At 52.1% G+C, this 21,581-nt stretch carries 21 protein-coding genes; all 21 read right to left on the bottom strand.

What is annotated here, in order from left to right; genetic code table 11:
• Positions 1–9: 9 nt before the first annotated feature.
• Entirely contained in the window at positions 10–558 is a 549-nt protein-coding gene (locus NUV48_00925; GenBank protein ID MCR4440699.1) for a biotin transporter BioY, read from the bottom strand.
• A 124-nt stretch (positions 559–682) separates the two neighbouring features.
• Positions 683–1,060: an aspartate 1-decarboxylase gene (locus NUV48_00920; protein MCR4440698.1), complete on the bottom strand. Its 378-nt coding sequence runs from the start codon at positions 1,058–1,060 to the stop codon at positions 683–685.
• 6 nt (positions 1,061–1,066) lie between these two features.
• Positions 1,067–1,915 (bottom strand): pantoate--beta-alanine ligase, encoded by an 849-nt coding sequence (gene panC, locus NUV48_00915; GenBank protein ID MCR4440697.1) that lies wholly within the window; start codon positions 1,913–1,915, stop codon positions 1,067–1,069.
• A 16-nt stretch (positions 1,916–1,931) separates the two neighbouring features.
• Entirely contained in the window at positions 1,932–2,810 is an 879-nt protein-coding gene (locus tag NUV48_00910; protein MCR4440696.1) for a DUF2520 domain-containing protein, read from the bottom strand.
• Between the two features lie 223 nt (positions 2,811–3,033).
• Positions 3,034–3,546, bottom strand: a complete 513-nt coding sequence (gene folK / locus NUV48_00905; GenBank protein ID MCR4440695.1) for a 2-amino-4-hydroxy-6-hydroxymethyldihydropteridine diphosphokinase — start codon at positions 3,544–3,546, stop codon at positions 3,034–3,036.
• The gene (folB, locus tag NUV48_00900) at positions 3,536–3,910 is read right to left on the bottom strand and encodes a dihydroneopterin aldolase (GenBank protein MCR4440694.1); all 375 of its coding nucleotides are present in this window, start codon (positions 3,908–3,910) and stop codon (positions 3,536–3,538) included. The genes folK and folB overlap by 11 nt, the downstream gene beginning before the upstream one ends.
• Positions 3,910–5,106: a dihydropteroate synthase gene (gene folP, locus NUV48_00895; protein ID MCR4440693.1), complete on the bottom strand. Its 1,197-nt coding sequence runs from the start codon at positions 5,104–5,106 to the stop codon at positions 3,910–3,912. The genes folB and folP overlap by 1 nt, the downstream gene beginning before the upstream one ends.
• 86 nt (positions 5,107–5,192) lie before the next feature.
• Positions 5,193–6,863, bottom strand: coding sequence for a formate--tetrahydrofolate ligase (locus tag NUV48_00890; protein ID MCR4440692.1), 1,671 nt, complete (start codon positions 6,861–6,863; stop codon positions 5,193–5,195).
• A 33-nt stretch (positions 6,864–6,896) separates the two neighbouring features.
• On the bottom strand, positions 6,897–7,295 hold the full coding sequence (locus NUV48_00885) for a thioesterase family protein (GenBank protein ID MCR4440691.1): 399 nt from the start codon (positions 7,293–7,295) through the stop codon (positions 6,897–6,899).
• A gap of 157 nt (positions 7,296–7,452) precedes the next feature.
• Entirely contained in the window at positions 7,453–7,899 is a 447-nt protein-coding gene (ndk, locus tag NUV48_00880) for a nucleoside-diphosphate kinase (GenBank protein MCR4440690.1), read from the bottom strand.
• A 39-nt stretch (positions 7,900–7,938) separates the two neighbouring features.
• The gene (gene ftsH / locus NUV48_00875; protein MCR4440689.1) at positions 7,939–9,774 is read right to left on the bottom strand and encodes an ATP-dependent zinc metalloprotease FtsH; all 1,836 of its coding nucleotides are present in this window, start codon (positions 9,772–9,774) and stop codon (positions 7,939–7,941) included.
• A 161-nt stretch (positions 9,775–9,935) separates the two neighbouring features.
• Positions 9,936–11,345 carry a tRNA lysidine(34) synthetase TilS gene (tilS, locus tag NUV48_00870; protein MCR4440688.1) on the bottom strand — a complete coding sequence of 470 codons (1,410 nt, stop codon included), beginning with the start codon at positions 11,343–11,345 and terminating at the stop codon, positions 9,936–9,938.
• A gap of 102 nt (positions 11,346–11,447) precedes the next feature.
• Entirely contained in the window at positions 11,448–13,715 is a 2,268-nt protein-coding gene (spoIIE, locus tag NUV48_00865) for a stage II sporulation protein E (GenBank protein ID MCR4440687.1), read from the bottom strand.
• A gap of 193 nt (positions 13,716–13,908) precedes the next feature.
• Entirely contained in the window at positions 13,909–15,093 is a 1,185-nt protein-coding gene (locus NUV48_00860; GenBank protein MCR4440686.1) for a hypothetical protein, read from the bottom strand.
• Positions 15,090–16,106, bottom strand: coding sequence for a hypothetical protein (locus NUV48_00855; GenBank protein ID MCR4440685.1), 1,017 nt, complete (start codon positions 16,104–16,106; stop codon positions 15,090–15,092). The genes NUV48_00860 and NUV48_00855 overlap by 4 nt, the downstream gene beginning before the upstream one ends.
• Positions 16,107–16,250: 144 nt before the next feature.
• Positions 16,251–16,652, bottom strand: a complete 402-nt coding sequence (locus NUV48_00850; GenBank protein ID MCR4440684.1) for a S1 RNA-binding domain-containing protein — start codon at positions 16,650–16,652, stop codon at positions 16,251–16,253.
• Positions 16,653–16,759: 107 nt separating this feature from the next.
• Entirely contained in the window at positions 16,760–17,176 is a 417-nt protein-coding gene (locus NUV48_00845) for a septum formation initiator family protein (protein MCR4440683.1), read from the bottom strand.
• A gap of 117 nt (positions 17,177–17,293) precedes the next feature.
• Positions 17,294–18,550: a UDP-N-acetylglucosamine 1-carboxyvinyltransferase gene (gene murA / locus NUV48_00840; protein ID MCR4440682.1), complete on the bottom strand. Its 1,257-nt coding sequence runs from the start codon at positions 18,548–18,550 to the stop codon at positions 17,294–17,296.
• Between the two features lie 163 nt (positions 18,551–18,713).
• Positions 18,714–19,481 (bottom strand): YwmB family TATA-box binding protein, encoded by a 768-nt coding sequence (locus NUV48_00835; protein ID MCR4440681.1) that lies wholly within the window; start codon positions 19,479–19,481, stop codon positions 18,714–18,716.
• Positions 19,482–19,749: 268 nt separating this feature from the next.
• Positions 19,750–20,154 (bottom strand): F0F1 ATP synthase subunit epsilon, encoded by a 405-nt coding sequence (locus NUV48_00830; GenBank protein MCR4440680.1) that lies wholly within the window; start codon positions 20,152–20,154, stop codon positions 19,750–19,752.
• Between the two features lie 3 nt (positions 20,155–20,157).
• A complete protein-coding gene (atpD, locus tag NUV48_00825) occupies positions 20,158–21,558 on the bottom strand; it encodes a F0F1 ATP synthase subunit beta (GenBank protein ID MCR4440679.1) in 1,401 nt (466 codons plus the stop codon).
• Positions 21,559–21,581: the final 23 nt, after the last annotated feature.

Raw genomic sequence — 21,581 nt, 5'->3', positions numbered from 1 at the left:
TGCCTGTTTCTATCCGGCAAGGCGGCTTCGCACCCCTTTAGCCACCATGCTGGCCAGCAGGCCCTTTAGGACATCGAGCCCTAAGAAAGGAAGCATGCCGACTTCAATCGCTTTCCACAGGCTGAACGGCTTGCCAAGGTAAACCTTGACCACCGCGTAGAGGTAAGGTATTCCCACCAGGTAAATCACAGCGATTCCCAGCAGCATGGCCGCCATATACGCGGCAACGGTTTGGGCGGCGGTCTTCTCCAAAAATTTGCCGATCACGTAGGCAGCCAGGATAAAACCCGGTAAAAAGCCAAAAGACGGCTGCAGAATGTAAGTCAATCCCCCGTAAGGCGGTTTGGCAAAAACAGGCGCTCCGAGCAAACCTACCAGTACATAGATCGTCACGCTTAAAGCTCCGAGCCTGGGACCCAGAATCCCCCCGGCCAGCATTACCATAAGGGGCAGAATGCTAAAGGGAACCAGGACATCACCGCCAAATTTGAGAATGAGAGAAGAAATGCAGATCAAAGAAGCGAAAAGAGCGACCCTTGTCATATCCCTGGTTGACATTTTCGGTTTGGCCTCCTCAAGCGGTTTATTTGTTAACCATATTATACTTGTTGGTTAACATTGCTAATTATACCCCGCCGGAAGTCCTTTGTCAACCATAATTATTATGATGGTTTACATTAAATCACCGGGTAAACGGCTTTTCTTCTCCTGTTTTTGTGACCCTGTTTTTTTCATCGACAAAAACGACTCGCGGTTTGTAGAGAGCTGCTTTTTCTTCTTCCACCAGGACATAGCTGATGATTATGACCGTATCGCCCGGCTGGACAAGCCGCGCAGCCGCCCCATTGAGGCAAATGGCGCCGGAACCGGCCGGCCCCGGTATGACATAAGTCTCCAGGCGCGCCCCGTTATTGTTGTTAACAACCTGGACCTTTTCATTGGGCAGGATATTTGCGGCTTTCATCAGGCCGGCATCGATGGTGATGCTCCCCATGTAGTTGAGGTCTGCCCCGGTTACGGTAGCCCGGTGGATTTTTGATTTCATCATGGTTAAAAACAATTTGGATTACCCCCCAAAAATCATGTTGTCGATCAAGCGGGTCCGTCCTATTTTGACGGCTAAAGCAGCAACAGCAGGGCCTTTTACCTGCGTTACCGGCTTTAAGGTCACGGCGTCGCAAATTTCAATGTAGTCAATTACCGCTGCCGGCCTGCTCATGATTACTTTTCTCATGGCCTCCTTCAAGCGGGCCGACTCTCTTTCGCCTTTTTCATAGAGGTCACGGCAGGCTTTCAGGGACTCGTACAAGCAGAGGGCGTCTTTTCGTTCTTGGGCCGAAAGGTAGGTGTTGCGCGAACTCATGGCCAGGCCGTCCGCTTCCCGCTTGATGGGCACAGTCCTGATTTCAACCGGTATATTGAGGTCCTCAACCATTCTTTTTACAACCTGAACCTGCTGGTAATCCTTCTGCCCGAAATAAGCCCTCTCCGGCCGGACGATATTTAACAGCTTGCAAACCACGGTCGCCACCCCGGTGAAATGCCCAGGGCGCGAGGCCCCGCACAGGCCCTCGGTCAGTTCTGAAACCTGGACGGTGGTCAGCTGCGGGTACGAGGGATACATCTCCTCCACAGATGGAGCAAAGATAACGTCCACACCGGCTTTTTCGGCCAGCCGGGAGTCACGGTCAAGGTCCCGGGGATAGGTGCTGTAATCTTCCTGCGGGCCAAACTGCAACGGGTTGACGAATATGCTCATCACCACTTCATGGTTTTCCTTTTTTGCTGACTCCACCAGGGTTAAATGACCTTCATGCAGGTACCCCATCGTCGGAACGAGTCCTATTTCTCTTCGCTTTAAAACCTTTTCCTTGCCCCAGCGGCGCATTTCAGCAACGGTTGTTATTATTTCCATCTGCATCCCCCATCGCTCAATTAAATTTGGCAGCCGGCCTGTTGAGCAGTTTGATTAATTCATCATACTGCTTCCCCGTTATCCTCCCCGACTCCACGGCAATCCTGGCCAGGACGGGCGCCAGGGCGCAGTACGCATCCAGCGCTTCCGGAAGCTCCTGTTCCAGCGCCTTGAGGTGGCTTTCGACAACCCCCACATCCCCGCGGCAAACCGGTCCGGTCAGAGCCTTTGCCGGGGGCAGGCACAAAAGGTTATTCATTGTGCCCTTCATCAGCGGAAGCAGGGCCGCCCGGGCTTCTTCAGGCGTAAATCCGGCCTGGGCAAGACAATCTATTGCCAGCTGGGCCAGGGCGACCAGGTAATTGGAAGCTATGACCGCCCCGGCATGGTAAACCGCTTTTGTCTCCGGAGAGGGCAGGATTTTCAGAATCCCCCCGAATCTCTCTACCAGCGTTGACACCCAAAAGAGCAAAGAAGGATCGCCTTCATAGGTGAAATAGGAACCGGGGAGGTTTTCCACCGCTCTTTCCAATGAAGGGAAACTCTGAAGGGGATGGAGGGAACCGGTCATGGCGCCGGCCTGGCGAAGGGGTTCCAGTATCTCCGACGACAGGGAACCGCTCATGTGGAGTACGGCCTGGCATTTTATCCCAATCTCCGCAAGCCTTTTTGCCGTACTCTCAATAGCGTCATCGGGCGTGGTGATAAAGATGACTTCCGTTTCTTGGGCGGCCTGTTCAAGCGTAATCACCGCAAAGTCTTTGCCGTTGATCAGGCCGGCCCGCTTAGCGCCTTGGTCTCTCCGCACTGTTTTTACCAGGTAACCGCAGCGTTCAAGAGATACGGCCAGGGCTGTGCCTATTCTTCCCAAGCCGATAATGCCCACAGTTTTCATACTTTTATACCCCCCACGCTTTCGCTGCAAAATAAACGACCTCCCGGGACATACAAGTCCGAAAGGTCGCGCACAAAGCATGATTAACCGTATTACAGCCAGCCTTCCGTCTCGGTCCCCGCACGGGCTCCAAGCGGCGATATTATTTTCGGCTCCGGGGGCCAGCACATTTAATACAGCTCCGGCAGCGGATACTGTTTAGGGCTGGCGCTCCCGTTCCCTTCTACTCGATAATAAGACCTCTTTCCGCCAGCTTAATTTTAACACCGGCCGCCGGTATTTTCAAGTCGACATTTTGCTGCGGTATGGCCGCCTCCAGCCGGGTAAACTTTTCGCAGGCGATCTCCCTTAAAGGGACAAGCACAAAAGCCCTCTCGCTTAAGCGTGGATGGGGAACCTGCAGGTTTGGTTCGCTGATTGTCTCGTCGTTGTAAAAAAGAATGTCAATATCGATGGTGCGCGGTCCCCAGCGCATTTCCCGGACCCTCCCCAGCATGGTCTCCACCTCCTGGCATATTTCCAGCAGCCTTTCAGCGCTGCAGCCGGTTTCACCGCCGACCGCCATGTTCAAAAAATGGGGCTGCTCCACAAAACCCAGCGGTTCTGTCAGGTAAATGCCGGAGACGGTTTTGATCCGCAGGCCGCGCTTGTCCAGCTCAACGACCGCTCTCAGCAGGTAGTCAAGTGAGTCACCCGTATTGCTGCCCAGCGACAGGTAAAAAATGTTAGTGCTCATCTTTCCACCTGGTCATTTCCACTCCGGCATAAGCCAGCTGGCCGCCTAGCGGGGCACCCGGTTTTTTTATCCTTACCAGGGCCTTCTTAACCGGGGGCAGCAGGAGAAGCTCGTTTATAATCCGGTAAGCAAGGTGTTCGATAATGTTTGCGCTTTCACCCTCCAGGACCTGCTTGGCGATTTTGAAAACCTGTTCATAATCCAGCGTTTCCTGCAGGTCATCGTCTGCGGCCGCCCTGGAAAAATCGCCCCAAACCTCCACGTCAACCTCAAACCACTGCCCATGTTTTTTTTCTTCCGGATAGACGCCGTGGCAGCCGTAAAACCTCAGGCCGTGAAGCATTAATTTATCCAGTTCCTTCATCAGCTCTCACCTGCGTGTTTGATACCTTCGAGCATCCTTACAAGCCTGCATGTTTCTTGCACGTCATGCACCCTCAGCACCGCCGCGCCCTTGAACACTCCCCAGGCGGCGGCAGCAAGCGACCCTTCCAGCCTTTCGGAAACCGGGGTCCCCAATACCGCCCCAATAAATGATTTGCGGGAGGCGCCCAAAAGGACGGGGCGGTCCAGCGTCCGGAAGGACTGGAGATTTCGCAGAAGGATCAGGTTGCCCACAGGGCCTTTGCCGAACCCGATCCCGGGATCGACCATCATTTTATCCGCAGCCAGGCCGGCCCGTTTATAAATCTCCAGGCTGGCAGCAAGGTCGTCTATCACTCCAGCGACCAGTTCCTGGGGGATTTCGGTCGGTTTACTCTCATTGTGCATGATGATGACCGGGGCGCCGTATTCGGCTGCCACGGCGGCGATCCCTTCGTCTTTTTTGCCCCCGCCCACGTCGTTAATGATGTGAACGCCGATTCGCAGGGCTTCCCTGGCCGTTTGCGCCTTATAGGTGTCAATCGAGATCGGAACGGGCAGTTCCCTGACCAGAGTTTCCAGGACCGGCATTACCCTGTTCAGTTCTTCTTCCACGGATACCGGCTGGGAACCGGGCCTGGTGGACTCTCCCCCCACGTCAATAATATCCGCTCCTTCTTCCACCATTTTCCGGGCACGTTCACAGGCTTTGCCGGGTTCAATAAAACGCCCGCCATCGGAAAAAGAATCGGGGGTAACATTAAGGATTCCCATAATAAGCGTTTTTTTACCGATTTCCAGCCGGTGTCGGGGCCATTCCCAGCAAATCTTTTTTTCTGCGGTAATTGCGTTTAGCAGGTTTTCGATCCTCTCGCCGAGAGCTTTTAAGCCCCAGGGCTGGCCTGACAGCTTCCCGCTCAGGGCTTTATACTGCTTGACTGTGCCCAGGAGCAGGACATCGGACTCGTCCCGCGACATGTCAATGACCCATTTTCCAACCACGGCATCCCCACCCAGGGACAGCATCTGCTGCTTGAGGACATTGGCCGCCGGGCTTTTTACTTCTTTAAGGTAAAGCGGGTGTATATGGGCCTTGTCCAGCATCCATTCCAGGCCGAACCGGTCGGGACCAACCGATTCAAAAACTCTTTTTGTTTTCTCTCTGTCTTCCAGCTCCAGCAGGTATGGACCCCGCATTTATTTTCACCTCAGCTTAGCCGCAATTTCCGCTGGCCATGCCAGCAAGCCAAAGGCAACTTCATAATCGCTCTTGCCAGTAGTTGTTAAAACAAGCCGGTTATCCGGCCGCGGGCATCAATGTCTATTTCCACGGCAGCCGGCTTTTTGGGAAGACCGGGCATAGTCATGATGGTTCCGGTAAGCGGAACAACAAAACCCGCTCCCGCCGAGAGCCTCACTTCTTTTACGGAAATAGTAAATCCCGCGGGCCTCCCGATTTTGGCGGGATCGTCACTTAACGAATACTGGGTTTTGGCCATACAAACAGGCAACTCGCCGTATCCCATTTCTTCGTACTTTCCGATAGCCTGTTCAGCTTCTTTGCTGTACGACACGCCGTCCGCGCCGTATATTTCCCGGGAAATAACATCTATCTTTTCTTTGATCGGGCGTTTCCAGTCGTAAAGAGGCCGGTAATTGTTTTCGTTTTCATTAAGAACCTTCAATAATTTGCCTGCCAGCTCTTCACCGCCTTTTCCTCCTTCAGCGAAGACCCTGGAAAGGGCGGCCTCAACACCCAATTCGCGGCAGCGTCCCAGGACCAGTTTGATTTCCTCGTCGGTATCGCCGGGAAAATGGTTCAGGGCCACCACAACGGGAACACCGAATTTGCCGACATTTTCGACATGCTTTTCCAGGTTGCCCAGCCCGCGCACCAGGGCTGCCTGGTTGGGCCTGGACAGATCTGTTTTTGCCGCGCCACCGTGCATTTTAAGGGCCCTGACGGTTGCCACCAAAACCGCGGCGTTTGGTTGGAAACCCGCATACGGGCAAACCAAGTCGAAGAACTTCTCTGCTCCCAGGTCAGCGCCGAACCCGGCTTCCGTAACCAGAATATCGCCCAGTTTCAGGGCCATTTTGCTGGCTATAATGCTGTTGGCCCCGTGCGCGATATTGGCAAACGGCCCCCCATGAACAAAGGCCGGGGTATTCTCAAGGGTCTGCACCAAGTTGGGCTTGATGGCGTCCTTCAACAGCAGGGCCATTGAACCCTGGGCCTGCAAATCGCGAGCCGTCACCGCTTTGCCTTCATGCGTGTACGCCACGACAATCCTGGCCAGCCGTTCTTTTAAGTCCATCAGGTCCCCGGCAAGGCACAAGCAGGCCATAACTTCCGAGGCCACCGTAATGTCAAAGCCGCTTTCCCGGGGTACGCCGTCGGCCCTGCCCCCCAGCCCGATCACAATATTCCGCAGGGCACGCTCGTTCAGGTCCATTACCCTGCGAAGCACTACCTGCCTGGGGTCTATATTCAACTGGTTCCCCTGGTGAAGGTGATTGTCCAGCATGGCCGCCAGCAAATTATGAGCCGCCGTAACCGCATGAATATCCCCCGTAAAATGCAAATTTATATCTTCCATAGGAACCACCTGGCTGTACCCGCCGCCTGCAGCCCCGCCTTTGATCCCGAAACTGGGACCCAGGGAAGGTTCGCGCAGGGCGATGATGGCCTTTTTACCCAAGCGGTTGAGAGCCTGTCCAAGTCCCACGGTCGTTGTGGTTTTGCCCTCCCCGGCGGGAGTAGGCGTGATGGCCGAAACCAGGACCAGCTTCCCGTCAGGCCGGCCTCTTATCTTGTCCCACAAAGACAGCGGCAGCTTGGCCTTGTATTTCCCATACAACTCGAGATCTTCCTCCGAAATCCCCAACCCCCCGGCTATCTCGGTTATGGGCAGCATGCGGGCCTCCTGGGCAATCTGAATATCGCTTTTCAAAAAGGACCACCCCTTGTCTGTAATCTGTTTAATTCATGTACTGCTTTTTTCGCTGACCCTGGCCCGGAATTTGCCGGTATTGACGATAAAGCGGCCGTGAAACCCCTCGCCGATTTTTTCTTTTTCGTCATAAGCCTCGACTTTAAATTTGAGCCGGTATCCTTCCACCTCAATGAGTTCCGCCGCAGCGCGCACTTTCATCCCAATGGGTGTTGCGGCCAGGTGTTTTACGTCAACGAATACGCCCACCGTGGTCCAGCCGTCGGGAAGGTGTTTTTGAACGCTGTAATATGCCGCGTTTTCCATCAGGCCAATCATGGACGGGGTCGCGTAAACGTCAGGCGCTCCGCTCACAAAGCTGCTGGCGACATTGCTTTCCGTCACTATCGCCGAATCTTCGGCCCTTAAACCCGGTTTGAGTATACTGTCCATATTTTACCTCCTCCTGTGACCTGTTTAGTCTTTTGTTTCTTCATCTCGATAATAAATATCTAAATTATACCATAAACCAGGCATAAAAAAAGTCCCACCCTGGTCAGCCTTCAACGAAGGGGCACGGTGGGACCGGGCGATTTCGCCATATATCCGTTCACCAGATCCATTTATCAAGATCGCGGTCGTATGACACCAGTTCCTCCGGTTTAAAAAACAGCCTTATTTCGCGTTCCGCGCTTTCTTCTGAGTCGGAGCCGTGCACAAGGTTGCGGTCGATGGATACGGCATAGTCGCCCCGCAGCGAACCTGGTTTGGCCTCCAGGGGATTGGTTGCTCCCATGATCGCCCTCACGCCGCTCACCACGCCTTTCCCTTCCCAGACCATTGCCGCCACAGGCCCGGAGGTGATATGCTCGAGCAAACTATCGTAAAAGGGTTTGCCCGCATGCTCCGCGTAGTGCTCGGCCGCCAGTCGCGGGGAGATGCTCATCATTTTTAACCCGATGAGTTTATATCCCCTGGCTTCTATTGCCCCGAGCACCCTGGCCACCAGACCGCGCTGGACCCCGTCCGGCTTCACCATCACAAATGTCCGTTCCATTTCTTCCTCCTCTTCACTAGCCTAATGTTCAGGAGAGTTCTATTCTTTGGAGGCCCTTTGAATGCCTGATTTCTCAATTAAAGCGGCGAATTCTTCCGCTTCGATTGTTTCTTTTTCCATCAGGGTCTGCGCAATCAGGTGAAGAGTGCTGACGTTTTCTTTCAATAATCGCTCCGCTTCTTTGTAACACTCGTCAATTATCCGGCGCGCTTCCTTGTCAATGGAATAAGCCACCGCTTCCGAGTAGTTCCTGTCCCTGGCAATATCGCGTCCCAGGAAAACCTGTTCCTGCTTGCGCCCGAAAGTCAGCGGCCCCAGTTCGTCCGACATGCCGAATTCGGTGATCATCTTGCGAACCAGTTCGGTTCCTCTTTCCAGGTCGTTTTGCGCTCCCGTGCTGATTTCGTTGAGAACCATCTTTTCCGCCACACGACCGCCCAGCAGCATGGTGACCTGGTTTAAAAGCTGGGATTTGGTCATGTAACGGCGGTCTTCCTTGGGCAAAAGAAGCGTATAACCGCCCGCCCTGCCTCGCGGAATAATGGAAACCTTGTGCAGGGGATCGGTGTGGGGAAGGAGTTCGGCCACCAGGGCATGACCGGCCTCGTGGTAGGAAACAAGCTTCTTCTCGAATTCGCTGATGGTGCGCGCCTTTTTCTCCGGGCCGGCGATCACCCGCTCGATGGAGTCTTCCAGTTCTTCCATGGAAATTTTTCTTTTATTGCGGCGCGCCGCAAGCAGGGCTGCTTCGTTGAAGAGGTTGGCCAGATCGGCTCCCGTAAAACCCGGAGTCCTGCGGGCCAGGACATCAAGATCAACCTCATCCTCCAGCGGCTTACCCCTGGCGTGAACGCCAAGTATTTCTTTTCTCCCTTTCACGTCCGGTATATCCACTACAATCTGCCGGTCGAACCTTCCGGGACGCAGGAGAGCCGGATCAAGTATGTCAGGCCTGTTGGTAGCCGCAATAATGATGATGCCTTCATTGACGCTGAACCCGTCCATCTCGACAAGCAGCTGGTTCAGGGTCTGCTCTCGTTCATCATGACCGCCGCCCAGGCCGGCGCCGCGCTGCCGTCCAACCGCATCTATTTCATCAATAAAGACAATGCAGGGCGAGTTCTTTTTGGCCTGGTCAAACAAATCACGCACGCGGGAAGCTCCAACACCCACAAACATTTCCACAAAATCGGACCCGCTGATGCTGAAGAAAGGAACCCCCGCCTCCCCGGCAACCGCCCTGGCCAGAAGCGTTTTCCCCGTCCCGGGCGCGCCAAACAGAAGAACGCCCTTGGGAATTTTAGCTCCCAGTTCGGTAAATCTCTTCGGCTGCTTGAGAAACTCAACGACTTCCTCCAGTTCCTCTTTGGCCTCGTCGGCTCCCGCCACGTCTTCGAAGGTAACCCTTTTTTTATCGTCGGTGTGCAGCCTGGCCCTGCTCTTGCCAAACTGCATCACGCGGCTGCCGCCTCCCTGTGTCTGCTGCATCATGAAAAACATCACGCCAACCAGGAGAAGGACAGGCAAAAACGTGCTCAGTATATTGGCCCACCAGGGTGGTTTGGGAGCAGGTTCCTGGGTAAAAAGGATATCCTTGGACTTGATTAATTCAATCAGTTTTTCATCATTTGGCGGCCCGGTGAGCTTAAACTCTTTACCGCTGTTTTTCAGTGTGCCCGATATTTCTCGTGCATCATCCTGCTGGACAATTTTAATATTCTGGATCAAACCTTTTTCCAACGCTTTATAAAAAGCGACATAATCGTTATTGAAAGGATCATCGACTTTCGGCGGAGTTCCCAGCTGGTGAAAGATAGAGACCGCAATCATAACGATCAGCAAATAAATTGCCATATTTTTGAAAATGCGGTTCACGAATTTCCTCCTTTCGGCACCCTGTTGCTAACTAATATTATATAGTTCAAGTATCAGAAACACCAATATACTTTATCATATTCCGGGAGTTTTTTCAATTAAATAACTAATAATTCTTATATCTATAAATTTTATGTTAAATTGTTTATATTTTCCTCTGCTTAAGTCTGGCCCTGCTTTTGCTCTTTTTGCTCACGTATTTTAATTAAAACGTAGGAGCCGCTGTCGCTGTTTTCGTTTACTCCCCTGCCGTAAGCTATCCCCGGTATCCACAAGACCTCGTTTTGGTCTGCTATCAATAATATCCTGTTCCTCAAGCGGCGGGGAATCTTTTTATCAATGAATAATTCTTTCAACTTCTTGTATTTACCCAATCCTTTCAGGAAAACAATGTCGCCCGCCCTCCGGCACCGGGCAAACAGCGGTGGTTTGAACCGTTCCCTGGGAAGGTATGCCTCGTTTTCATCAACTGCGGCTGGTTTGCGGTCAGCGAATGAAATCTCTACTGTCTGCCCCGTTTCAGGAATGCAGGTGCACCCCGGAACGGCCAGCTCCCGTTCTTCCAAAGGACCGCTCTCAATCGTTTTCTCCTCCAGGAAAAGGAAAACGCTTTCATATTCTTTTCGCGCCTTTACACCGCCCGGCAGTTGTAAAATTTTCCCCACCTGTTTGTCAAGAACCAATTTCCGGACCTCTTCCACGTGATAAAAGTCAAGCCCCCTTTTTTTACCTGCCATTTCATAGGCCGAGCGAACCACGCGCCTTTGAACTGCCAGCGGCAGCCCGGAAAAATTAGCTAAAAACAGGCGAATTCCTTTTGCCTCCGGAAAAACAAGACTGCGGATCGATTCCCCGCATATTTTTTGTAAAAGCTCCTCTTCACCCCAAAAAATCTGGGCTGTCCGGTTTAAAGTGTCAACCAGGTTGGGATTGATGTTGGCGGTCAACCAGGGCAGCAGCTTGTTTCGGACCCTGTTGCGAAGGTAAATGTCTTTTTCGTTGCTTGGATCCCTGCGGGGGTCCAGGCGATGCTCGAGGCAATAAGCCTCAATTTCTCCGCGGCGCGCGAATAAAAGCGGCCTGATAAACGAATCCCTCACCGGCAGGATGCCGCATAAACCCTCCGGGCCGGCCCCTGTCAGAAAACGCATGAGAAGGGTTTCCGCCTGGTCGTCGGCATGGTGCCCCAGCGCTATTTTTTGGGCGCCTATCTCCTTTTGCAGCCTAAGAAAAAACTCGTTTCTCGCCAGGTGACCGGCGTCCTGGGAGGAAAGACCACGTTCTTTGGCCAGCGCCGGCACGTCAATCCTTTCGACGGTGCAGGAAAGTCCCCACCGTAGAGCAATATTTTTCACCCAGGCGGCTTCTTCCTGCGCCTGAATACCGCGAAAACAGTGATCCAGGTGAGCCACGTGAATCTCGAATGGCATTTCCTCCCTGAAACGTTTCAATACATGCAGGAGCGCCAAAGAATCCGGACCTCCGGAAACGCCAACGATAACCAGTTCGCCCGGTTCAATCATCCCGTATTCTTTGATTGCCAGGACCGCTTTGCCAAAAAGGTCGCTCATCTTATTACCCCGCACCAGGAACAGTGTTATCTCTTGTTTTCTACAAAAAAATAGGGAGTCCTTCTTATAAGGATTCCCTATTTTCCAATCTTTTGGTCTGTTTCAGGCAATATCCGGCGTTTCCAGCCTGGCCACCAGAATACACAGGTCATCCCTCGCTTTATTGCCGGAGGCTTTCCTGGCCAGGTACAAAAGATGGCTGGCAACCTGCTGGGGATTATTGAGATCAAGTTTCTTCAGGACGTCTTCCAGCCACCCGGCTGGCCCGACGGCATTACTAACCGCTTCCCAGACGCCGTCGCTCATCAGAATAATCACGGCCGCTGGCTCCAAACAATGCCGGAAAGTCTGCAGTTCAATGTTATCCAGAATTCCCGCTGGAGGGGCCATCGCCTGAACGACTTTAACTCCTTTCGCCGTCAGGACCAGCGAGGGCGCCCCGCCATTTTTGATGAAATCGGTCATGCCGCTGACCTGGTTTATCAAGACAATATCCATAGTGACAAATTTCTCTTTCCCAGACCGCAAAAACAAGGCGGTGTTAACCGTCTTGAGAGCCGTATCGACGGTAAAGCCGGCACTCATGAGTTTCTCGAAAAGCCCGACGGCCGCCAGGCTTTCGTCACGCGCTTCCTTGCCGGCGCCCATACCGTCGCTCATGACCATTATGAAACGCTGGTCAGGCAGTATAAAGGTCGAACAAACATCCCCGGACACTTTCAAGCCGTCTTTGGGGCACTGGGCTTTCCCGACCTTTACCTGCAGCGAAGCGCCCGGCGCCAAGCGATAGCTGCAGCATGCTGTTTCCAGCTGTGCCGCGCAGTCCATACTCTTTATCCGGTAATTTTTCCCGCATATTTGCGAAACGTTGGGGGCCACCATGGACCTGCACCAGTTTTTTTCACGGCAAACCGCCTGGGAAACGATAAGTTCCCTTTCTCCATCCGCCATTTCCCTGCTCAAGATTTCTTTGACCTTGATTCCCTTTTCCTCGAGTTTATCCTTGAGCAGACGTTCTCCATTATCCTTGTAAATCACCTCTTTTTTTATCTCGTCGGAAAAATCTTCCACAACCCCGGCCAATCCCGCCAGCTGGTTGTTTACCAGCTGGCGGCAGCTTTCCAGCTGGTTTTCATACGATTTGATCAGCCCCAGGTACTCAAGCTGTGTGTTCAAGGTCATGCTTAGTTCTCGCAGGCGCATGCAGCGTCTCTTCAAATCGATGCCAAAATCTTTTTCGCTGATCAGGCCGGTTGTCTCTAGTTGAGCGCAGGCTTCCAGCAGGGAGCGGTATGTTCTATAAAAATCCTGTTTCCAGCAAACGCGGTGCAAACTGCATCCCTCACATACTTTTTGAGCCACCCTGTTGAAAAGATCGTTCAGTTCGTTTTTGCCCTCGACTGCCGCTTTCTCTTTCTTAGCCTGGAACATGCTGCTCAATTCATGAAATACCTCGGCCATTTTTTTCAGCTTTTCCGATACGCTCAGGCCGGCTTCCCTGAACAGCAAGCCTTGCTGCCCCGCTCGCCCTGCCGTTAAATCCCCTTGCCCCGGAACTTTGCCCAGTAAAAAAACGGCCACGGCAAGCGCTGTTTCCAGGAAGGCCTTTTCAATTACGATCTGTTCCGCGAAAAAAAGCGAAAGAAGTAAAACGGCAAGTGTAAAACCTACTGCCACGCCGATCTTTTTGCAGTTGTTGAACAATCCTCCCAGCAGCCCGGCCAGGGCATACAAAGCAATCGGTCCAGTGGTTAATGAACCCTGGACACATGGGGCCAGCCCTACTCCTACACCCGTAGCCGCCCCGGCTCCCGGACCACCAAGATAGGCTCCACATAGGACGAGCCAGCGGCTTAACACGCTCTGCAGGCCTATCCCGCCAAGTTCAGCTTGGTTGATTCCAACCAAGGCGCCTAAGACAATAAGGCCTAAGCTTGTCCTTTCTTCAGGAGTCAGCATTTGTCCTCTTTTTAATTTGGAAAAGGCCTGGATCCCTGTGAAGGCAACAAGAGTCAACACGCCGGCAAAAAAGGCCTCGAAAAAGACTCCCATCCACTGGTATAATTCGTTTTCCCCAAAAACAGTCAAAGCCCCCCGCACCAGCAAGTGAGCCGCAGTGACCAAACAGGGAACGGTGAGCCAGTGGGTTTCTTTTTTTTGCTTCCTGTAGAAAAGAGTAAAAATTAACACTGTGCACAACAGGTAACCGGCCAGTCTCCAGTCCCTGCTCGCAAGAATTGTACCGGTCATCACGCCCAGTAAAGCCGCCTTGCCCCTCTTGGGGTACAACACACAAACGGCTGCAAGAAAACTGGTGCCGAACGGGTACAATTCTCCCATTAAGGCCGCCTTGGCTAGAAGCATACTCAAAAGAAATGTCCCCGCCGTGTTCAAACAGGAGGAAGCAAGCAAAAAGCAACGACCTGCGGGGTAGGAAGTTCTGGGTAAAAGTCTTAGCAAATCACCACACCACCCTCGGAGTAACTGCTTACAATTATATCTTACCCAAAAGGAAAATTATGGTAATTCATGTATCCCCTGGCAGGTTTTTTTTCGACAAATTTTACTTGCGGTTTTGGGTTTTTATTCTTATAACCAGTTTGTCTCCCGTTTTATCTCTTTGGGGAGAGGCGGTTTTCCTCATCCATTTTTCTCCTGGTTTTTTCCTGTTCTTTTGAATAACGTCCTTTTGTTCCGCCTTTTCCGTGAGCCTTTTAGCAGTCCAGGCACTAACCTCTTTCGTCTTTGTGCTCATTTTGGGGGATTCATAGTTCACAAACCACATAACTCCGGTCTCGCAAATGATTTTATCGGCATTCATTTTTATTGTTTTCAAAAAATCCATTCTCCAGGAGTGACTGATTGGCGGAAATTCCGGTGTCGAAAACCCAGGCAGTTTGTTTTCTTCGGCACAGACATGGGAAGCGGCCAGAAACCTCTCCCCGCCTTTGCGCGAAGTGATGAACACCGCCGTCGTTTTAAGAAGGTTTTTAATGGTTACACTTTGACTTTCGGCATCGACCAGGGTGGAATAGAAACCCCTTTGCTGCGTTATACCCAGTACCTCCATGATTTCTTCGTCTTTCAACTGGAAGATCGCTTTTTTTCTTGGCACCGGCAGGTATTTTCTTTCCGGCTGATGATCATTGCCGGGTTCAGGCGAGGTTTCCAGCTTGATAGCAGCCTCCAGCAAAAGGGTGCTTAAGCCAACCTGGGCCAGGTGCAGTTTAACAAGCCGGGGGGGAGTCCCTTCACCTTCGCCGGCAAGTCCCGCCCTCCAAGGGAGTTCTATTTTCCAGCAGCCGGTTCCGCAACTTATTTCCTGATTATTTGAGGCTTCCTCAATTTCATCAAATAGTATGCTGGGAAAAGAAGTCTCATCTTTAAATTCTAAAGGCGGCAGGTTTTGTTTACCGCTGAGCTTGTTACAACCTGCAAACAGTTCGCGGCACAAGTGCTCATCTTCTTCCGCTTCCAACAACGGTATCCCTTCTGCTGAAACCTCCTTCGCCGAAAAATAAACGGACAGCGCCAGGTTACCTGTGTAGATAATTTCTTTTTCTTTCTTTGCGGGAATATCCCAAGAAAATTGTTCAAGCAAAAACCGGTCAAGTCCATTGATCCTTTTTTCTTCTATCCTTTTTTTCCGGCGCAAGAACAACCAGGTAACGCCGTCTCCTTGCACCACCTGCCATGGATAGCCTGGTTTTTCTAATACCATCTCGCATTTCTCAATATTTTCGATCATTCTTTTTCCCTCCACACCCAGTCGTCAAGGCAGTCGAGGCACCTGTCACGCCAGTATATTTCGTTTATGTACGAGCTCATTTTTTCGGTAAGCACGGCGGGACTTTCCATATGGTTAAAATACTGGTGGACGTAGAGCCAGAATCGCCAAGGCAAACGAAGCAGCAAGACGAGCAGCGTTCGCTCTTCCTGGTCCAGCGCATTATTTTTTTCATAGGTCTCAAGAAGCCGGAAAACTAAAGAACTGTCCCATTTGTGGAGAACGAGAAAACTGTTGAGAAAAAGGACCAGGTCCATAAAAGGCGGCCCCAGGGTCCACCTGGTGAGGTCTGTATAGACGACGCCTTCGTTTATCACCCCCATCTTGTGTTTTAAAAATGAGTTGACCAATAGCTGGTCGTTCTCTCTCAGTTTTGCATCATAACCGCCTACAACCAGTCCTTGCAGCGCTTCCTGTCCCTGCTGGTACAACTGGTTGAAATTTTCGATAAACACCCTCTCAACGTCCGTGCGCAGGCGCCCTGCCTGGAGATGGCGGGCATGCGCCAGGAGTTCTGAGAGCCTTCCTTGGATTACTGTTGCCCAGGGCATTTCATTATGGAACCCGGAAAGTTTTTCCGGTGAAAAATCCCTGCTTAACCGGTGAATGTGGCCTAGCTGTTCAATAGCAGCCAGCAAATGGTCGCCTTTTTCTGGGTTGAATTCTTTTTTATCCACCCAACCGGTCAAATAGCAGCTTTTCCCATCAACTCTTGCCCAGTTTTGCCCGTCCTTCGTTCTAATAATTTTCGGCACTCCCTGGCATCCTTTTTCGGCGAGAAAATGCTGCCAGGCCAGAGCAGTGCCGAGCCTATCGCTATCGCCGTCATATTCCCTTACGGCGAATACGCCCTGGCCGCATTCAACCCGCCAGAGCCCATCTCTTTTTTCATATGACTGAACCTCCAGGCCGTATGACTTCAAAAGCCAGGAAAGCGTTTCTCCGGTTTTCACCGTTCCAGGCTCACCCACCATTGCCCACGCTCCCGTATTGCAGTTTCTTCACCTTATGTTATGTGCAATCAGGGAAATAGGTGAAAAAGATAAGCGCCCTAAGGCAATCCAGGTATTCAAGCAAAAAAAGAAACTACCGTTTAAGTAGTTTCTTTGTTAACAGCGTCAATAGCGGCTTGAGCCTCTTCCCCCGCGTTTCGCGTCTGTGCTTCGCCTGTACTCCTGAAGTTTTTCATCGCTTTCTTTCATAAATTTCGCAAGTTTATCTTCAAAAGACGGGTTATTACCGCGGAATTTTTCTCTTCTCCCGTCTTTAATTTGAGTGCCTGTCGAAGGGTTGACCTGTTTAATGGACAGGCCTATCTTTCCTTTGACATCAATATTTATTACTTTTACTTTTATTCTATCCTGTTCTTTTAAAAATTCCTTGACATCCCTCACATAAGTATCCGCTACTTCTGAAATATGAACAAGACCCGTAACGCCTCCCGGCAGTTCGACAAATGCGCCAAAAGGGGTGATGCCGGTAACAATTCCTTCAAGTATGGCACCTACAGATATTGACATCCGGAATATATTCCTCCCAGCCTGTTTTTTCATGCTTTGCATAAGACATTATAGCTCACCCGTTCAGGCAGTGTCAATATGCCGGTGTAACCGGCTTACCGCGGTATTTACTTGTCTTTTTGGGGGGTGTTAACTTCGGTTAATGCAGGTATGATTACCGTCTCCCCTTGCTTAACCATACCCAGGTTTTCCCGGGCCATTCTCTCAATTATTTCGGGATCGTTCAGCGATTTTATTCCTTCCTCCAATTCTTTTTGTTCTTGCAGCAGCAGTCTTTGCTCTTCCTCGAGGCTTTTCAGTTTGGCTTTCAAGTGCCACACCTGGTAACCGCCCACAGCAAACATAATAACAAGATAAAGCCCAAAAGCAAACAGGCACAGCGAAAGGAAACGGGATATTCTTCTTTTCCTTTTTGTCCTGGAAACTGCCGGCGGGAGGTTGGACCCGTTAATAACATAGAGATCCGGACGAGAACTGGCCTGCCGGCCCGCTTTCCCAGAACCATTCTTCTTCACTGCCGCCATGAGGGGACTTCACCGTTCCTCTCTTTTTCTTGATCATTGTTCACAGCAGTATTCTAACACAATTAAATATATTTTTCCATATTTCTAACAATTGTTTCCCCCAAGCGGTTGTTCAGTTTATTCCTGCTTTCTCCTGATTCTTGCGCCTGCTGCGCGCAGTTTCTCCACAATGTTGTCATATCCCCGGTCGATGTGAAAAACATTACTGATTTCGGTCTCTCCTTCGGCAGCCAACCCGGCAATAATCAAAGCCGCTCCGGCCCGCAAATCCGAGGCCTTGACCGGCGCGCCGGTAAGACGCGGAACCCCTTCCACCACCGCGCTGCGTCCCTCGGTTTTAATATCGGCACCCATCCTGCGCAGTTCCTCGGCATGCATGAACCTGTTTTCGAAGACTGTTTCGGTGAGGATGCTTGTTCCATGGGCAATGGACATGAGCGCCATGAACTGGGCCTGCATGTCGGTTGGGAACCCCGGGTACGGCATGGTTTTGACATCCACGGCTTTAAGCTGGTCAACATGCCTGATGCGAAGACCCGTCCCCTCTTCTCTGATTTCCGATCCTACTTCCAGTAATTTAGCGATGACGGGTTTTAAATGATCGATAATGACGTTTTCCAGCAGCAGTTCGCCCCGCGTCATGGCTGCGGCGACCATGTAGCTTCCGGCCTCGATCCTGTCGGGGATAACGGTGTGCGTTGTCGAACCCAGCTCCTTAACGCCTTCGATTTTTATAATCTTGGTGCCGGCTCCTTTGATCCGCCCGCCCATGCTGTTGATGAAGTTGGCCAGGTCAACGATCTCCGGTTCTTCAGCCGCGTTTTCGATAACTGTAATCCCGTCGGCTAAAACACCCGCCATCATTATGTTTTCTGTGGCGCCTACGCTTGGATAGTCAAGATAAATCCTGGCTCCGGCAAGGCGCGGGGCTTCGGCCAGGACATAGCCGTGTTCCAAGGTTATCCTGACTCCCATAGCCTCAAAACCTTTCAGGTGTAAATCGATCGGCCTGGTTCCGATAGCACATCCTCCCGGCATAGAAACCTTTGCTCTGCCAAGGCGAGCCAGTAAAGGTCCCATGACCAGCACCGAAGCGCGCATTTTGCTTACATACTCGTATGGAGCCTCAAACCTGTTGAGATTACTGCATGAAATGTCCAGCACCGGCGCTGCTGTCTTCCGGATACATGCGCCCAGTTCTTCCAGGACATCGCAGATTATTTCCACATCAGCAAGCCTCGGCACGTCCTGTATGCGGCAACTGCCGTCCGACAGCAGCGAAGCCACTATGATCGGCAATACAGCGTTCTTAGACCCGCTTATGGTGACAGTCCCTTTTAATGGTGTACCACCCTGCACAATAATCTTTTCCAACGACTCTTCCTGACGACAAAACCGGAATTCTGGTTTTGTTTGCAGGCTGCCCCCCTTCTGACTGTTTTGCTTTTCACCAGTTGATTTAATTCGGGGAAAAAAGGCACATTCCTCCCAGCTTCGCGGGAAATAAATCATGGACATATTATAGCATCATTTGTTTCTAGTAGTCCTGGTAAATTAAGGGCGACCCGACATAAAGGCAAGCGGCGTCGTTCTTCCCGTCGGTTCGCACGGCGATGTTCAGGTTGATTCTGCGCCCGCCGGCTTCCAGGTACTCCGCTCCCTGCCGCGTATAGTACGACAAGCTTGTAAGGTCTTCTTGCAGCACGCCTTCCACGAACCGGGCGGAAACGCCGGAAGCCAGGAACTGGGCCAGCGCTTGCCGTTCGTCTTGGGTCACCGCGCGCGGGAGCTTGCCGGTAAAGGTTACCCCCAGCGGCTTCCCGAAACCAACTTTTTTCAGAAGCTGGTTTGTTTCACTGTAGACCCGGCTGGCGCGCAACGGGTCGCTGCCGGTGTACAGTAATGCCAGGTAGGTTTCGCCTGTTCCCTGTTTTTCCCGTGCCGGCACAGCCTGCAGGGACAGCTGGCAGGTCTCGTTTTCAGCTGCCGCCAGTCCGGATACCCCGGCGAAGCCGTTTTCCCCCACCTGCACAGCGGGCTTTAAGCCCGCAAGATTCAATCCCCGAGCGACAACCGCGTATTTTTCTTCAAGCTGCCAGCAAGGCAGCAGTTCATTACTAATTTGTCCCCAGGCTTCAATTTTTATTTCGCCGGCTGCGGCCGCTGAACGCGAAAATACTCTTTGCGCGATCTGGAAACTATCCATTGTCCTTATGGTATCATCATATTCAGCCTGGGTCGGAAGGGTGAAAAACAAAATGGTCAGGCTAACACAGCACAGAGATAATATTTTAAAAATCTTCATCTCCTTCACTCCTTGTCTTCTCTTTAGCTGTATTATTGCCCTTGATTTTCCATTTTATTCCGAATTTATTCTCTAAAAGAAAACAGATACACCGCAGCCTCATTTGACTGCGGCGCATCTGTTTTAGGTTAATTGCTTATCTTAAGCAATTGATTTTTATATTCGCCACAAACAGAAAATTTCCTGCTTCGTATAAGCTTAATTTTTGGCAATTAACCCAATTTTAACACAGTTTTAAAGAAAAAACGCCCGTTCTCGAAGCTGCTTTCTATAAGCGCTCCGAGACCCTGAGCCGGGCAAGCGCTCTTTTCAAGGCCAGTTCGGCCCTCTCGACATCCAGCCCGGGCGGTCTTTCTTTCAGCCTTTTTTCCGCTCTTTCCCTGGCTGCAGCAGCCCTTTCCCGGTCAATTTCTTCCGGCCGCTCCGCCGAATCGGCCAGCAGGATGACCCTGTTGCGGGCAATCTCCATAAAACCGCCGCCCACGGCCAGGTGGCGCGGTTTATTGTCCCGGCGGTAGGTGAAAACGCCGGGAACAAGACCCACGATCATGGGAGCATGGTCCGGCAGGACGCCCATATAGCCTTCCACAGCCGGCGCGATCAATGATTCAACCTCTTCGCTGAGAATGGTCCTATCCGGGGTCACCACATCGAGGTGGAGGGTTTTGGCCATATCTCATCCCTCCATCTCGCGTGCCTTTTCCACGGCCTCGTCAATGGTCCCGACCATGAGAAACGCGTGCTCAGGCAGGTGATCATGCTTCCCTTCGATAATCTCTTTGAAACCGCGTACCGTCTCCTTGACAGGCACGTATTTTCCGGGAGAGTTGGTAAACTGCTCCGCTACGAAAAAGGGCTGTGACAGAAAACGCTCAATGCGCCTCGCCCTGGCTACGGTCAGTTTGTCTTCTTCGCTTAATTCTTCCATTCCCAGGATGGCGATGATGTCCTGCAGTTCCTTGTAACGCTGCAGTATCTTTTGGACGCTCCGCGCAACCTCGTAGTGCTCCTGGCCCAGTATGCCGGGATCGAGGATGCGGGAAGTCGAATCCAGGGGATCAACAGCCGGGTAAATGCCCTTTTCCACAATTTGCCGCGAAAGGACCGTAGTGGCGTCCAGGTGGCTGAAGGTGGTCGCCGGCGCCGGGTCAGTCAAGTCGTCCGCCGGGACGTAGATGGCTTGCACAGACGTAATCGAACCTTTTCTGGTGGAAGTTATCCTTTCCTGCAGGTTCCCCATCTCGGTGGCCAGCGTGGGCTGGTAACCGACTGCCGAGGGCATCCTGCCCAGCAGGGCGGAGACTTCGGAACCGGCCTGCACGAAGCGGAAAATGTTGTCGATGAAGAGGAGGACGTCCTGTCCAGCCACATCGCGGAAGTATTCGGCCATGGTCAAGCCGGCCAATCCCACGCGCAGGCGAGCGCCCGGCGGCTCGTTCATCTGCCCGAAGACCAGTGTGGTTTTCTCAATAACGCCGGACTCCTTCATTTCCATCCAGAGATCGTTGCCTTCCCGGGTGCGTTCGCCAACTCCGGCAAAAACTGAAAAGCCCCCGTGCTCATAAGCGATATTGCGGATTAACTCCTGGATCAAGACCGTTTTTCCCACGCCGGCGCCGCCGAAGAGGCCGACTTTACCGCCCTTGGAGTAAGGACAGAGGAGGTCAATGACTTTAATTCCCGTTTCCAGGATTTCCGTAGAAGGCTGCTGGTCAACGAAGGCCGGAGCCGGACGGTGGATCGGCCATCTTTCTTGGACCTGGATCGGGCCCTGTTCATCGATCACGTCGCCCAGCACGTTGAATATGCGGCCCAAGGTGTTGTTGCCCACGGGGACGGTAATGGATTCCCCCGTGTCAACCGCTGTCATGTTGCGGCGCAGCCCGTCAGTGGAAGACATGGCTACGCAGCGCACTATGTTGTTGCCCAGGTGCTGGGCCGCTTCCATGGTCAGGTTTATTCTTTCTTTTTCGTCCCTGATGACAATGGCATTATAGATATCAGGCAGTTTTCCTGCCGGAAATTCTATGTCCACCACGGGGCCGATCACCTGAACTACTCTTCCGGTGGTACTCACTTTTCACATACACCCCCATCGTT

The organism is Peptococcaceae bacterium, from assembly GCA_024655825.1.
Lineage (GTDB): Bacteria > Bacillota > Peptococcia > DRI-13 > PHAD01 > JANLFJ01.
This window is presented reverse-complemented; position numbering and strand designations above follow the sequence as displayed.

Excerpts from the sequence above, each read along its gene's own strand:
- NUV48_00925 (MCR4440699.1), bottom strand. The coding sequence starts at position 558 with ATGTCAACCAGGGATATGACAAGGGTCGCTCTTTTCGCTTCTTTGATC.
- panC (MCR4440697.1), bottom strand. The coding sequence starts at position 1,915 with ATGGAAATAATAACAACCGTTGCTGAAATGCGCCGCTGGGGCAAGGAA.
- NUV48_00910 (MCR4440696.1), bottom strand. The coding sequence starts at position 2,810 with ATGAAAACTGTGGGCATTATCGGCTTGGGAAGAATAGGCACAGCCCTG.
- folK (MCR4440695.1), bottom strand. The coding sequence starts at position 3,546 with ATGAGCACTAACATTTTTTACCTGTCGCTGGGCAGCAATACGGGTGAC.
- folB (MCR4440694.1), bottom strand. The coding sequence starts at position 3,910 with ATGAAGGAACTGGATAAATTAATGCTTCACGGCCTGAGGTTTTACGGC.
- folP (MCR4440693.1), bottom strand. The coding sequence starts at position 5,106 with ATGCGGGGTCCATACCTGCTGGAGCTGGAAGACAGAGAGAAAACAAAA.
- NUV48_00885 (MCR4440691.1), bottom strand. The coding sequence starts at position 7,295 with ATGGACAGTATACTCAAACCGGGTTTAAGGGCCGAAGATTCGGCGATA.
- ndk (MCR4440690.1), bottom strand. The coding sequence starts at position 7,899 with ATGGAACGGACATTTGTGATGGTGAAGCCGGACGGGGTCCAGCGCGGT.
- tilS (MCR4440688.1), bottom strand. The coding sequence starts at position 11,345 with ATGAGCGACCTTTTTGGCAAAGCGGTCCTGGCAATCAAAGAATACGGG.
- NUV48_00860 (MCR4440686.1), bottom strand. The coding sequence starts at position 15,093 with ATGATCGAAAATATTGAGAAATGCGAGATGGTATTAGAAAAACCAGGC.
- NUV48_00855 (MCR4440685.1), bottom strand. The coding sequence starts at position 16,106 with ATGGTGGGTGAGCCTGGAACGGTGAAAACCGGAGAAACGCTTTCCTGG.
- NUV48_00850 (MCR4440684.1), bottom strand. The coding sequence starts at position 16,652 with ATGTCAATATCTGTAGGTGCCATACTTGAAGGAATTGTTACCGGCATC.
- NUV48_00845 (MCR4440683.1), bottom strand. The coding sequence starts at position 17,176 with ATGGCGGCAGTGAAGAAGAATGGTTCTGGGAAAGCGGGCCGGCAGGCC.
- NUV48_00835 (MCR4440681.1), bottom strand. The coding sequence starts at position 19,481 with ATGAAGATTTTTAAAATATTATCTCTGTGCTGTGTTAGCCTGACCATT.
- NUV48_00830 (MCR4440680.1), bottom strand. The coding sequence starts at position 20,154 with ATGGCCAAAACCCTCCACCTCGATGTGGTGACCCCGGATAGGACCATT.